This is a genomic window from Candidatus Methylobacter oryzae (assembly GCF_003994235.2).
GTDB classification, from domain to species: Bacteria; Pseudomonadota; Gammaproteobacteria; order Methylococcales; family Methylomonadaceae; genus Methylobacter_A; species Methylobacter_A oryzae.
This window is the reverse complement of record NZ_RYFG02000079.1, coordinates 1-13,832: the sequence shown is the minus strand read 5'-3', so window position 1 is coordinate 13,832 and position 13,832 is coordinate 1. Positions and strand designations below refer to the sequence as shown.

Below are 13,832 nucleotides of genomic sequence, written 5' to 3'. Positions count from 1 at the left end.
ACCGTTCAATCATCGTTCAATGTCGTTACTTACCGAAGACCAGGGTCTTAAACTTATATTTCTGGGCGGCTTTAATGCCTACCTGGACGGATGTCCGGTTGCCGGATTTACTTACAACAAGATGCGCGCGCTGCTCGGCTATCTCGCGATGGAACGGGAGCAGGATCACCAACGCGAGGTTTTGGCTGAACTGTTGTGGCCGGACCATAATCCGACCATAGCGCGAAATAATCTGCGCCGGACGCTGGCGGATCTACGCCGGGTATTGGAGACGCCGGCCGGTACGGATCTGTTCGAGGCCGGCAAACACACGATTCGTTTTGTCCCGAACGGTTATGTCGATGTGCTGGATTTCCTCGAACCATTATCAATGGGCGGAGAGGTCGATTATCGTCGTGAGGAGAGGATTATTGCGCTTTATCGGGGCGAGTTTTTGGCCGGTTTATCCTTGCCGGAGAGTCAGGGTTTTGAAAGCTGGCTCCAGATTCAACGCGAATCGTTGCACTGCCGCGCTATCTCTTTATTGGATAGGCTTTCGACCGGCTATGAGCGGATCGGCGATTACGGCAAGGCTTTGCAATACGCCCTGCGTCATACGCAACTGGCGCCGTGGGATGAGGATGGACATCGCCGGGCTATGCGCTTCTATGCGTTGAACGGCCAAACGGGCTTGGCTATTCAGCAATACGATATGTGTTGCCGCCATCTAAAAAGCGAGTTGGACGTATTACCCAGTGAGGAAACCCGGCATTTGGCCGAGCGCATCCGTAACGGTGAGCTTCGCCATAATGTGCCGGAAACACCGCTTCGGCCGGTCTTGTTATCGCAACCTGCGGAGCGCCGGCAGGTGACGGTGCTCTACTGCGCGTTGACTTTTGCCGACATTGAAGATCCCGATGACTTGCTGGAGCGGCTAAATGCTCCCCAGGCTCGCTGCATTGAAATCATCCGGCAGTTTTCAGGACATATTGTGCAAACGCATGGCGGCGGTTTGTTGGCTTATTTCGGTTTTCCCCACGCTGATGAAAATGCCGCGATCAGGGCAGTGCAAGCGGCTTTGGCGATTACCGGCGAGGCCGAAAACGATGCCGGAATTCGCGTGGGCGTTCATACCGGCCTGATCATCGCCGATGCCGATGCACCGGTCATGGATTTGGCAGGAAAAACGTCAACGCTTGCAATGCAGTTGCGTAAGTGTGCAGGCTATGGCGAGGTGGTGATCAGTCCAGATACGCATCTTATTGTGGCTGGATATTTCGATTGCGTCTGCCTGGGCCCTCAATCGCTACCCGACTTTGCGCGCCCGGTTAACGTATTTAAGGTGCTACGTGAAAGCGGCGCGCGCACTCGTTTGGATGCGGCGACACAGTTAACGCCGCTGGTCGGGCGCAAAGCTGAGATAGACGAGCTGATGGCTTTATGGAAAAAGGCAGAAAGTGGCTTGCAACATGTCGTATTGATTCAGGGGGAGGCAGGCGTCGGCAAGTCCCGCCTGCTGCATATTATTAAACAGCGGCTGGCCGGCAGTCCGCATGTTATCCGTGAATTGCGCTGCTTCCCGGAATTTAGTCAATCGCCTTTTCATCCTTTGATTGCAATGTTCGAAGCTAATTTGGGTTTTGCATCCGACGACGCCCCGGCAGCAAGATTCGGCAAGGTGGTCAGGTACGTCGACGGGCATTATCAGCAATCAAGAGAAGACGCTGTGCCGGCGCTAGCTAAGCTGCTCTCGTTGCCTGCCGAATATTATCAGCTCTCCGATTTTTCGCCGCAAAAACAGAAGGAGCTGACTTGCACGATCCTGATCGATACGTTGAAGAGACTTTCGGCACAGCAGCCTGTATTGCTGGTCGTCGAGGATTTGCACTGGGCCGATCCGTCCACGCTGGAACTTTTGACTATATTAGTCGAGCAAAAACAAGGCGGGGCTATTCTTGCCGCATTCACTACCCGTCCCGAGTTTGTTCCTCCCTGGGATCGCTCTTTTTCATCGATTCTGGAGGTCGAACCGCTGACGGATAGCGAAGTGGCGGAGCTGATTGCTTTGTTAAACAAGGATATTCCGGCGGAGACTGTTAACCGCATTGTGGAGCGCACCGACGGCATACCGCTGTTTGCCGAGGAGATAACGAAGATGGTTGACCTGAGCGATCAGGCCGACATTCCGGCGACGTTGCGCGATCTTCTGGCGGCGCGTTTGGACAAAATGGGTGAGGCAAAACAGATCGCACAGCTTGCCGCTACCCTCGGGCGCGAGTTCAATTTGAATGTGTTGGGCAATGTTTGTTCTGTTGGCGCTTTTCAGTTGAAGTATTCGCTACGCCGGTTACAGGATGCCGGTTTGGTTTTGGGCATAAGCGATACGCTTTTTCAATTCAAGCACGCGCTGATTCAAGAAGCAGCCTACCAATCTCAAACCAAGGCCGGCCGGCAGGCGGCGCATCGCCGCATTGCACAAGTCCTGCTGGCCGATCGTCCCGATATTGTTGAAAAACAGGCGGAAGTTATTGCCAGGCATTTGGACTCGGCGGGAGAGTTCCGGCAGGCTATCGACTATTGGCTCAGGGCTGCGCAACGCGCTCCTTTGCATTCTTACAATGTTGAGGCGGTCGAGTATCTTGAGTCCGGACTAAAAGCGCTTGAAAGCCTGCCTGCCGGCATTGACAGAGACCGTTTGGAATTTGCCCTGCAAGTTCGGCTTGGGCCTGCGTTGCAGACAACGCAAGGTTTTGGTTCTGCCTCGGCGCTACAGGCTTTTTACCGTGCGGTGGAATTATCCCAAAAAATCGGCAATACGCCCGGCTTGTTCCAGGCGCAAATTGGCCTTTGTATCGGCATAAGCTCTCATCCCGATTTTGGCAATACGGAAGGTCTTTCTCTTTGCCTTCAGTTATTGAGCATTGCGCAAGAAAGCGCTAATCCGCAGATGCTCCAGCAGGCGCATCATGTCTTGGGCAATACGTTGTTTTGGATGGGCCGGTTTACGGAGTCTGGCTTTCATCAACGGCAAGCAATTGCGCTTGACCCTATCAGCGACCAGGACGTCAAAGCCGATGATTCAGGAAGGGTAACCGGCGTCACCAGCCAGGCTTTTCTGTCATGGGTATTGTGGTTTCAGGGTTTTCCAGAACAAGCGCAACAAGTCAGCCGGCTTGCGCTCAAACGGGCGCGGCAGTTCGGCCACGCCAATACATTGGGATTTGTTTTAACGTTTGCTTCGGCTTTGCAACGCTGGTCCGGAGATGTAAGCGCATCGCTGGCTTTTGCCGAGGAAGGTATTTTGTTTGCGCAGAAAAAAGATTTGCTGATTTGGCAGGTGACCAATTCGATGCAGCAAGGTTGGGTGCTGTCCATGCAGGGTAACAGCGAGGGCGTCGCGCAAATCAGGCAATGCGTTGATAACATGCGTGTTGTCATGGGCGGCGTGATTATTTCTTTTAGCGCGCCTTTTGCCGAAGCACTGCTTCATCACGGGCAAATTGCCGAGGCCTTGGACGTGCTGGACGAAGCGCTCACCGAAGGCGATAAAAAGAACGACCATCATTTTGAAGCTGAGCTTCACCGGCTCAAAGGCGAGTGCCTGACAGCGCTTTGCCGGCATGATAAAGCCGAAGCTTGTTTTAATCGCGCCTTAGCGGTCAGCCGCGAGCAAGGGGCGAAATCGCTGGAGCTGCGGGCAGCGACCAGTATGGCGAGGTTATGGCTTGGGCAAGGCAGACAGGCTGAGGCTAAAACATTGCTTGAAGATGTTTATGGCGGGTTTACGGAGGAGGTTGATAATCCCGATCTTCGGCAGGCGGCTGAATTGATTGGACGCATTGCCGGTTGAACAATGCTTTCGCTACTGTAGGGCGCGCTGTGCGCGCCTTTGCAGATGCTTAAAATTTTTCCGTTCGCCCTGAGTTTGTTGAAAGGTGGGCGGAAAAATTTTGGCCTACCGCGCGTCAAGCCGATCATGCTTCGACAGGGCTCTCCTGAGTTTATCGAAGGAGTCGGCACGAACGGCTTGACGAGAGAAGGCAGTCGTTTCTGGAAGTTATTTTTAACCAAATCCTTAGTTCGCAGCAAATAGGCCGATCATGTATACTTCCCGCAATTTTTTGCAGCACAAACACAGTCATAAGTCTTGATAGTTCAACATTCTAAAGTCTCAGTCATTGCGCCGGCCAGATTGCACATGGGCTTCATCGATTTAAGCGGATCGTTGGGCCGGCATTTCGGCAGCATCGGCGTTGCGCTTAATGAAATCAGCACTAACTTGTCGATAAGCGGCGGCGAACGGCTCACTATTACCGGTCCCGCCGCTGAACGGGCGGAAAAGTGCGTATCTATGTTATGCGAGACACTGCATGTACCGGACAAGCTTAATATCGCTATTGAAACCGCAATTCCTGAACATGTGGGCTTGGGCTCGGGCACGCAAATGTCGTTGGCAATCGGCGTAGCGCTTAACGAGTTTTACGGTTTGGGTTTGACGGTGCGGGAAATCGCCGCCGTAACCGACCGGGGCTTGCGTTCCGGCATCGGCATCGGTGTATTTGAACAGGGCGGTTTGGTTGTCGATGGCGGCCGGGGCGAAAAAACGATTACGCCGCCGGTACTGGCCCATATGGATGTGCCGGATGAATGGCGGTTCATTCTGGTGTTCGATCAACGCGGTCAAGGCTTGCACGGCCAACAGGAAATACAGGCATTCCAGGAGCTGCCGCCTTTCCCGCAACAGGAGGCCGCCCGCTTATGTTATTTATTGCTGATGCAAGGCTTGCCGGCTGTAGCCGAAAACGATATTGCCAAATTCGGCGATGTGATTACCCAATTACAACGCTCAGTCGGCGAGCATTTTTCTTCGGCTCAAGGCGGCGTTTTTACCAGCCCCGAAGTGGCGGCGGCCATGCAATGGCTGGAACGGCAAGGCGCGGTGGCTATCGGCCAAACCTCGTGGGGGCCGACCGGGTTTTGCGCTATTGAAGGTGCTGCGTTAGCCGAATCGATTGCCGATCAAGCCAGACAGGAGTTTGCGCATTTTGATAAGTTGAGTTTTGTTGTTGCCAGTGCGCGGAACAGCGGCGGAGACGTTTTTGTCGCTTAAGAAGAGGTTTTCAGTAAAGTAGATAATCCATGTAGCGGCAGCCGGCTGTGATGGTAAATTAAGCCGAGTTGGCGCTGTATAAGCTTTTACTAAGTTTGTTTAAAAATATGACCGATAAGCTATTAGAAAAAATATCTTCCGAAGCTTCGTCCGTTTACGCGGCCATTACCCAGCATAGCCGGGGTAACGACCTTACTCTCAGGACTAATCTACGGCGCGCCGTTCAGGTAAAGCTCCAATCTTATGTCGATAAAAAATTAATCGCTTCTTATAACGTTATTTGCGATGAATCAAACAATGACCAGCATCAGGCGAGGAAACCTGTAAGGCTTGATATTTTTATTAAAATCACTCCCTTTTCACCGCAATATGTTATTTCGCTTCCGCCGAACTCCAAACAACAGCCAAAAACGGCAGTGCCAGCCGGCAATTCGTTATGGAGTAAGTTATTCGGCCGACGGTAGCGTGGGATTAGAGTTACTTCTTAGATTCAGCCGGCAGAGTGAATCCGATTAATACCGAACTAGGCCAGGACACGGTATTGGTTGTTGCCGGCTCCGGACGGATGCTGGCGCAAGCCGCAAAAAGCGCAGGTTTAAAACCGCTGGTCATCGACCTGTTTGGCGACCTGGATACGCAAGCCTATGCAGAAGATTTCCGTCAGGTAACGTCATTAGCCGAACCGGACTTGGTGCCTGCCGTCGATTATTTTATTAAGCATTATGCGGTTGCTCACGTGGTTTACGGTAGCGGTTTCGAGTGTCACCAGGAAAGCCTGTATTACCTGAATAATCGTTTGGTTATGTTAGGCAATGCGCCCGATGTTTTTGCAATGCAACTGGAGAAGTCGGCGTTTTTTTCGGTGCTGGATCGGCTGAATATTCCTTATCCCGAGGTTGTTCTAAATAAGCCCGATTGTGCCGGCGGCTGGCTGCTTAAGCCTATGCGAAGCCAGGGCGGTTTGGGAATAAAGCGTTACCTTGTCGGTGACGATGAAGTCGCCCCGGTTTACTGGCAAAAATTTCAAGCCGGCGCAGCATGTTCGGCCTTGTTTCTGGCTGACGGGCGGCAAGTGCAGGTAATCGGTTTTAACAGCCAGTGGCCTACACGTTTAAGCGGGAACCAGGAGTTTGCTTTTTCAGGCGTGATCAACAGCGTCGATCTAGCGGATAAGCACAAGATCGAGATAATGGACTGGCTAAAGCAAATGGTTTTGGCGTTTGGGCTAAAGGGCTTGAATTCGCTGGACTTTATTCATGCCGACGGGTGCAGTTACGTTCTGGAAATTAATCCGCGTCCTTCGGCCAGCATGCAGTTATACAGCCAGGATTTGCTGACAAGGCACATTCAAACGTGTATCGGGGGGCAATTGCCGGATTATCGTTCCGCACGGCTCCCGCAAGTCGGCTATCAAATCGTTTATGCCGGCCATGACTTGATCATTCCCGATCATTTTGAATGGCCGTCTTGGTGCATGGATTTACCCAAACCGGGCAATATGTGTCGCGCCGGACAGCCGATTTGCAGTATTATTGCGCACCAAAAAAACTCACAGTCCGTAGCGGAACAGCTGCTGGCTAAACAACAATTTATCATTAATAAACTAGAAGGTTTCGATCGACATGGAATATACAGCCAGCGTTAACAAATTGACCCAGCCCTTGGTGCAGCATTTACTCGATAATGCCGACAAATTACGTTTAGGCGTGGAAAAGTTAGCCAATGGCTGCACCATTATCGACGCGGGCATCAAGGTGCCGGGCGGGATAGAGGCGGGACGTATCATTGCTGAAATCTGCCTGGGCGGCATGGGTACTGTGACTATCACACACAGCCCTTATACGACTAACTGGCCGTTGTCGGTCAATGTTCATACCGGCAATCCGGTGCTGGGCTGTCTGGGCAGCCAATATGCAGGCTGGAGCTTGTCGCACGAGAAATATTATGCGTTAGGTTCAGGCCCGGCGCGGGCTATGGCAACCAAAGTCAAAGACGGCAATCAGGAGCCTGTCGAAGAGTTATACAAGGAATTAGGTTATCAGGACAGCAATGATTCGACTGTGCTGGTCATTGAAAACGATGCGGTTCCGCCAGTTGAAATCGTCGAAAAAGTCGCCGCAGCTTGCAAAGTCGATCCATCCAAGTTGACTATCATCGTCACACCAACCAGCAGTCTGGCCGGCGGCGTGCAAGTGGTTGCCCGAGTTCTGGAAGTGGCCATGCATAAGGCCCATGCCTTGCATTTTCCGTTGGAAAATATCATCGACGGCAGCGGCAGCGCGCCTATTTGTCCTCCGCATCCTAATTTCGTCAAGGCTATGGGCCGTACCAACGACGCGATCCTGTTCGCAGGCCAAGTGCATATCTTTGTCAAAGGCAGCGATGAAGCGGCTGAAAAGTTGGCTAAAGAATTGCCCAGTTCAACATCTAAAGATTACGGCAAACCGTTTGCGGACATCTTTAAACAGTATGAATACGATTTCTTTAAGATCGACGCGATGTTGTTCAGTCCGGCCAGCGTTATTGTGACAGCGGTGGAATCAGGCAAGAGCTTCCGCGCCGGCAAGCTGGATAATGCGTTGCTGGACCAGTCGTTTGGGGCGTAAGTGGGTCGAATAGCAATCTTTACCGACGATCCCGGCTGGCATGGCAAACAACTGAGTTTAGCTTTTGCCAGTCGCGGCTATAGTTGTGATTATGTGTCTTTGACGGAATGCCGGTTTGCAATCGAAGTCGGCCGGCAACCGATTTATATTCCAGGCTTTGAGCACAAACTTCCCGATGCGGCTTTTGTGCGCGGCGTGCCCGGAGGTTCGCTCGAAGAAGTGGTGTTGTACCTGGATTTCCTGCATGCGTTAAAGGCAATGGGAATTCCTGTTTACAATGACGGCCGCGCGGTAGAGCGCAGTGTCGATAAGGCAATGACCAGCTTTTTGCTGCATAACGCCGGATTGCCGACGCCGATGACCTGGGTGTTGCGCGATCACGATGAAGCGTTAAAGATTGCGGAAAGCGAATTAAAACAAGGTAACTTGATTATCAGCAAACCTTTGTTCGGATCGCAAGGCGAGGGTATACGCCGGATTGAAAAATCGACGGACTTGTTTTGGCTGACCGGCAGTCATGGCGTCTATTATTTGCAACGCTTTATTCATTGCGAAGGCGACGGTTTTTCCGATCATCGCGTTTTTGTGATTAACGGCAAAGCAGTCGCGGCGATGCGCCGGCGCGGAAAATTCTGGCTGAATAATGTTGCCCGCGGCGCGAGCTGCGAGCTGATCGACCTGGAACCCGAAATGGTCGGTTTGGCCGTTAAGGCGACCAATGCGTTAGCGATGGATTATGCCGGAGTCGATATTATCCGCAACAGGGAAGGGCGTTGCACTGTTATTGAAGTGAATAGCATACCGGCCTGGAAAGGCTTGGAGAGTGTTTGCGATGTCAATATTGCAGGGTTAATGGCGGACGATTTAATCAACCGCAAGATGAACAGGAATACTGCCGCGGCATGACTATTTCGCCGGAACAACTGCGCGAGCTTTATCTGCAAGCCTGCGAGGTTGACGTGCAAGCTTTTAAGCCCGGCAACGTCAGCGTTTATGCGGAAGGTCACGATATGACCGTGGCTGATTTCAGGATTAGCGCCAAGGTCAGTGCGGAGCCGCTTTGCAATCCCGATTACTCATTGGGCGAGAAAATATATTATGCGGTCAAGGCCACTCGCGAGGCGGTGGGTTGCAATACGAACCTTGGCATTATTTTGTTGTGCGCGCCGTTGATTCAGGCAATCGGTAACTATTCAGGCCTGACTTTAAGGCAGGCTGTAAGCCAGGTTATTAGCGAAACAACGATAGAGGATGCCGAGTGGGTTTTTAAAGCGATAACGCTGGCATCGCCGGGCGGCTTGGGCAAATCCGAAGATCAGGACGTGAGTGGGAAAGCAACAGTTACATTGGCTGAGGCAATGAAAATAGCCAGCATGAAGGACCGCATCGCGCTTCAATACGCAACTGATTATCAAGATATTTTTAATTTCACAGTTTTAAGGTATACTATTCTCTTAAATCGATGGAATGATAGGAATTGGGCGGCTGTGGCGGTTTATGCCGACATGCTGAGCCGGTTTCCTGACAGTCACATCGAAAGGAAATATGGAAATCAGTATTCTGAGATGGTTGCTGGCAAAATGGCCCAGCTCAGTGGGAAGCTTTCAGAAACTGATAATCCTGAGCTAATAAAGCCGTTGCTTGTTGGTCTGGATCAGGAGCTTAAGCAGTATGGTATAAATCCGGGTACTACAGCTGATATGGTCGTAGCCACAGTATTCACGGCGTTTTTAGAGGATCTTAATCAGTAACAATACTGTTAGGGCTTCAAAAGGAATTTGTTAAAAACAAATAAGGGGACATTAACAATGTCAATAGTAGATTCAATTTTTTCATTTTTTTCTTCACAGGGGATATTAAGCATGGCTAAAATCAATAACTTACGCGTTGGTGAGTCTTTAGTTGGTGAAGGCAACGAAGTTGCGCACATTGACTTGATCATTGGTCCAAGAGGTTCTGCGGCTGAAACCGCATTCGCAAACGCGTTGACCAACAACAAAGACGGTTTCTCTACTTTATTAGCTGTTGTTGCTCCTAATTTGATGGTTAAGCCAGCGACTGTTTTGTTCAACAAAGTAACAATCAAAGGCGCAAAACAAGCTGTCCAAATGTTTGGTCCAGCACAACGCGGTGTTGCTATGGCTGTTGCTGATTCTGTTGAAGACGGCACAATCCCTGCTTCTGAAGCTGACGATTTGTTTATCTCTGTTGGCGTATTCATCCACTGGGCTGCTGAAGACGACGCTAAAATCCAACAGTACAACTACGAAGCAACTAAAGAAGCTATTGCTCGCGCTGTAGCTGGCACTCCTACTGCTGCTGAAGTTGTTGCTGCTAAAGGTACTGCTGTACATCCATTCGCTGCTAACTAAAGCTGAGTTGAGCAGCTTGTCTGCTCAAACGAAACTTATGCCCTTTGGGTATAAGTTTTACTTAGTTATCAAGAATGCTAAAAATACCCCGGCTTAACGGGGTATTTTTTTGCCTAAAGGATTTGTGTAGGCAAAGGCCGTTAGTTAGACTCAAAAACAGACAACTCAGGAAGTCGAGACTTCTGCAATATCTTCAGCTTTAACGGCGCCGGAGTGTAAGGCACTGGCAACAAGCGCTTGATGAATCCCTGCCTTGCTCAAAGCCATCAAATCCTGCTTATTTCTTATTCCGCCTGCGGCGATAAAACTTTTGCCCGGATATTGTCTGCAAAATTCTTTTAATTTGTCGAAGTCTGGGCCATTGTTACAGCCCACCCGTCCCAAAGTCATGATGATGACATTTTTTGGCCAAAAAGTTGGGTCGGAAAAAAGGTTTTTTGCGCCCAAAGCCCCTGAATTTGAATAATCCAACGAAAGAATAAAGTTGTTTTTATAAGCCTTGATTTCCGAAATAGTCTCGTCTTTATAAGATTCGCTGCCTAAAACAGGCAACGTGTTTTCAGGCAGTTGCTTGATTTCATCATATTTCCGATAACCCTTGTCTATCCAAAACATTATTCGCGGAAAACGCGTTAATACCTCCGCTATTAAATAGTCATGATTACCCTGATTGGTAATCGCGTTCAGGTCCGCGATATAAAAAGTATCGAACTGATAAATACTCAAAAAAGCATCAATGACTTGAAAAATACCGGATGACTTGCACAAGTAAGTATTAATAGGCTGGTAGCCTTCCCGATTGCCCTGCCGGGCATGAACGACGACGCCGTCTTTTAAGTCTATTACCGGAATTATTTTCATAAAAAGCAAAGTTAAGTTTTGAATAGCTAATGACAGGTTTTGCAGTTCTAAGCTCGCTTTGAACTGGTGATACAATATCAGGTTTTAGTTCGTAGTTGATTATTGTGAAAATCCTGGTGTTCGAGTATATCACTGGCGGCGGCTTCAATAAGCAGGAGCTGCCCGATTCCCTGGCTGGCGAAGGCCGTCTGATGCTTAATGCGCTGCTTGATAATTTGATGCGGCTGAATAGTCTTGAAGTCACTGTTATGCTTGATTGGCGGATTGGCGCATTAGCCGGCGTAAATAACGTCGTCATCGGAGCTGAGCATGATGTTGCGGAAGAATTTGCCCGGCTGGTTCGGCAATTTGACTTGGTATGGCCGATTGCGCCGGAATTCGACGGTATTTTACAAAATCTGTGTCAAACAGTTGAATTGTCAGGCAAGCTTTTGCCGACATCGCCGGCAACTGCCGTCGCGATTGCCGGTAACAAATTTAAAACGTATGAGTTGCTGAACCAATATCAAATAGCAGCGGTACCTACCCGAATACTTGACGATACTTATTTCTCCTCCTTCGACAGGCTCAGGACAGGCGGTGAATGGATGGTTAAACCGGTTGATGGCGCGGGCTGTGAAGACAGTTATGTAATTAGCAACCAGCAGGATTTTGAACAGATGGCGGCTCGGAAAGGCTCATACGTTATTCAGCCGCATCTTCAAGGCGCAAAAACCAGTTTATCGTGTTTATTCAAGCAGGGCCGGGGCTGGCCGATATGCGCTAATTCTCAGCGTTTCGAATTCATCGGCCGGCAATATCATTTGGCGGAAGTCGTGGTAAACCATCACCCCGATTTAGGCCCATACCGGCAATTGATTGATAAAATAGCCCTGGCTTTGCCGGAGCTATGGGGCTACGCCGGCATCGACCTGATAGAAACACCAACACAAACTTGGGTGCTTGAAATCAATCCCCGTCTGACTACGTCGTTCGTAGGCATATATGAAGCCTTAGGTATCAATGTTGCCGAAGCTGTCTTGCAGTTATTGCATGGCGAACCGGCACTTAAGCCCGTTTGCAATCACCCCGTCACTATTCAAACAAAACAGGAAGCTCATGCAAGCTAATATCGTCGGCTGGGATGTAGGCGGCGCACATGTCAAGGCAGCCGTAAGCAGTGCCGGTAAAATTATCGCCGTTTATCAGCAACCGTGTCCGCTATGGAAGGGACTGGATCAATTGCAATGCGCAGTAAACACAATTATGCAGGAACTAGCAGGCTCGGACTGTCGCCATGTGATCACCATGACAGGGGAGCTGGTTGACCTGTTCGACAACCGGGACGATGGCGTTAAGCAAATCATTCAAACGATGATTGATTTGTTGCCGGGCAATGAAATCCTGGTTTTTGCCGGAAAAGAAGGTTTTCTGAAGCCGTCGCAGATCGAAACTGCGCATTATCTGTCTATTGCTTCAGCCAACTGGCTGGCCAGCGCCTCATTTGCAGCACAGAAACTCGGCAGCGGACTTTTTATCGATTGCGGCAGCACCACGACCGATATATTGCTGCTGAATAATGGGCAAGTGTTGGCGGAAGGTTACACCGATTATCAGCGTTTAATATCCGAAGAATTAGTTTATACCGGCATTATTAGAACCGCAGTAATGGCCGTTACGCAAACAGCCTTCGATCAAGGCAAAAAAATAGGCTTGATGGCCGAATATTTTGCCACGATGGCCGATGTTTACCGAGTTAACGGTGAGCTCAACGAAGCTCACGATCAAACCGACACAGCGGATGGTTCCGAAAAAACAATCCCGGCGAGCGCAAGACGCTTATCTCGAATGATCGGTTGCGATTTTCATCCCGATGAACTGCATCGCTGGCAACAATTTGCTGAAAATATCCGCTCCCAACAACTACAGCAAATACAGCGAGCCTGCGAGGCAAGATTGTCGCAACATGGATTACCGCAAGAATGCCCGCTGGTCGGCGCCGGAGTAGGGCGGTTTCTAGTTAAGCAGATTGCGTTGAACTTAGGCCGGCCTTATCTGGATTTTTCGGATTTATTATCGGCAGTTGAAATTAGCTCCGATATGGAGACGTCAGACTGCGCGCCTGCTGCAGCTGTTGCTTATTTAGCGAACAGTCTATTTGTTAGAAATAGCGATTCGATACTTAAAAGGTTGTGTTAAAATATTTTTTTGTCAACATTAATAAATGTTTACAGGCTCTATGGAAAAAATTGATGTATTTGACCTGATCGAACGAATGTCGGCTCTGATCCGGTCTGAAGAACGTAAAAAATGTACAGAACTGGGCTTACAGCCGGTTCACTTGCAGGTAATGGATTATTTATCCCGCTGCAACCGCTATAGCGATACCCCCGCAGCACTGACTAATTATTTGGGCATGACCCGGGGCACCGTTTCCCAAACTGTGCTGCTGCTGGAAAAAAAAGGCTATATCAAGAAAACTGCCGATGTAAATGACCGCCGCATGGTACATCTTGGCCTTTTGGCGGAAGGCGGCGACATCTTGAATAAAGCTCGCCCATCGGATTTATACAGCCAAGCCTCGGCAATATTCAATAAAAATGAAAGTCAGGAAAACGTTTTCGTTAATGCGCTGACCGCGTTGCAAAAAGCTAATAAATCCCAGTCATTCGGGCTTTGTAAAACATGCAGATATTTCACTACGACTGCGGACGGTTTTGTTTGCGGCTTAACCAAAGAACGGTTGAGCCAGGTCGATAGCGAGAAAATATGCCAAGAGCATACCGTTTGTTGATCGCTGCATAACCGAAGAGACGGTCATGCAACGCTATAAAGCTAAGTGCGTGTTTTAAAAGTAGCCATTGAGTTGCAAAACCTGCAAAATTTAAAATTTGCAATGGCTAAAAGAAAACACCGCAAGCGCTA

At 49.7% G+C, this 13,832-nt stretch carries 11 protein-coding genes; 10 read left to right on the top strand and 1 reads right to left on the bottom strand.

What is annotated here, in order from left to right; translation table 11 throughout:
- Window positions 1-19: 19 nt before the first annotated feature.
- The 7 genes from EKO24_RS08350 (at window position 20) to fae (ending at window position 10,067) form a co-directional block, all read left to right on the top strand.
- Window positions 20-3,829, top strand: coding sequence for an AfsR/SARP family transcriptional regulator (locus EKO24_RS08350; protein ID WP_127030596.1), 3,810 nt, complete (start codon window positions 20-22; stop codon window positions 3,827-3,829).
- A gap of 297 nt (window positions 3,830-4,126) precedes the next feature.
- Complete coding sequence (locus tag EKO24_RS08345) at window positions 4,127-5,089, top strand: beta-ribofuranosylaminobenzene 5'-phosphate synthase family protein (protein WP_127030597.1); 963 nt, start codon at window positions 4,127-4,129, stop codon at window positions 5,087-5,089.
- Window positions 5,090-5,591: 502 nt separating this feature from the next.
- Window positions 5,592-6,734, top strand: a complete 1,143-nt coding sequence (locus tag EKO24_RS08340) for an ATP-grasp domain-containing protein (protein ID WP_241674437.1) — start codon at window positions 5,592-5,594, stop codon at window positions 6,732-6,734.
- A complete protein-coding gene (mch, locus tag EKO24_RS08335) occupies window positions 6,712-7,695 on the top strand; it encodes a methenyltetrahydromethanopterin cyclohydrolase (RefSeq protein WP_127030598.1) in 984 nt (327 codons plus the stop codon). Before EKO24_RS08340 ends, mch begins: the two co-directional genes overlap by 23 nt.
- On the top strand, window positions 7,696-8,601 hold the full coding sequence (locus EKO24_RS08330; RefSeq protein ID WP_127030599.1) for an ATP-grasp domain-containing protein: 906 nt from the start codon (window positions 7,696-7,698) through the stop codon (window positions 8,599-8,601).
- A complete protein-coding gene (locus tag EKO24_RS08325) occupies window positions 8,598-9,446 on the top strand; it encodes a triphosphoribosyl-dephospho-CoA synthase (protein WP_127030600.1) in 849 nt (282 codons plus the stop codon). Before EKO24_RS08330 ends, EKO24_RS08325 begins: the two co-directional genes overlap by 4 nt.
- Before the next feature lie 111 nt (window positions 9,447-9,557).
- The gene (gene fae / locus EKO24_RS08320; RefSeq protein ID WP_127030606.1) at window positions 9,558-10,067 is read left to right on the top strand and encodes a formaldehyde-activating enzyme; all 510 of its coding nucleotides are present in this window, start codon (window positions 9,558-9,560) and stop codon (window positions 10,065-10,067) included.
- A gap of 165 nt (window positions 10,068-10,232) precedes the next feature.
- Here fae and EKO24_RS08315 read toward each other — a convergent pair whose 3' ends face one another.
- On the bottom strand, window positions 10,233-10,928 hold the full coding sequence (locus EKO24_RS08315) for a HisA/HisF-related TIM barrel protein (protein WP_127030601.1): 696 nt from the start codon (window positions 10,926-10,928) through the stop codon (window positions 10,233-10,235).
- Window positions 10,929-11,032: 104 nt separating this feature from the next.
- Here EKO24_RS08315 and EKO24_RS08310 point away from each other — a divergent pair, with 104 nt between their 5' ends.
- The 3 genes from EKO24_RS08310 to EKO24_RS08300 are packed head-to-tail and all read left to right on the top strand — an operon-like array spanning window position 11,033 to window position 13,701.
- On the top strand, window positions 11,033-12,037 hold the full coding sequence (locus tag EKO24_RS08310) for an ATP-grasp domain-containing protein (protein ID WP_127030602.1): 1,005 nt from the start codon (window positions 11,033-11,035) through the stop codon (window positions 12,035-12,037).
- Entirely contained in the window at window positions 12,027-13,106 is a 1,080-nt protein-coding gene (locus EKO24_RS08305) for a hydantoinase/oxoprolinase family protein (protein ID WP_127030603.1), read from the top strand. The genes EKO24_RS08310 and EKO24_RS08305 overlap by 11 nt, the downstream gene beginning before the upstream one ends.
- A gap of 40 nt (window positions 13,107-13,146) precedes the next feature.
- The gene (locus EKO24_RS08300) at window positions 13,147-13,701 is read left to right on the top strand and encodes a MarR family winged helix-turn-helix transcriptional regulator (RefSeq protein WP_127030604.1); all 555 of its coding nucleotides are present in this window, start codon (window positions 13,147-13,149) and stop codon (window positions 13,699-13,701) included.
- The last annotated feature ends 131 nt before the right edge of the window (window positions 13,702-13,832 follow it).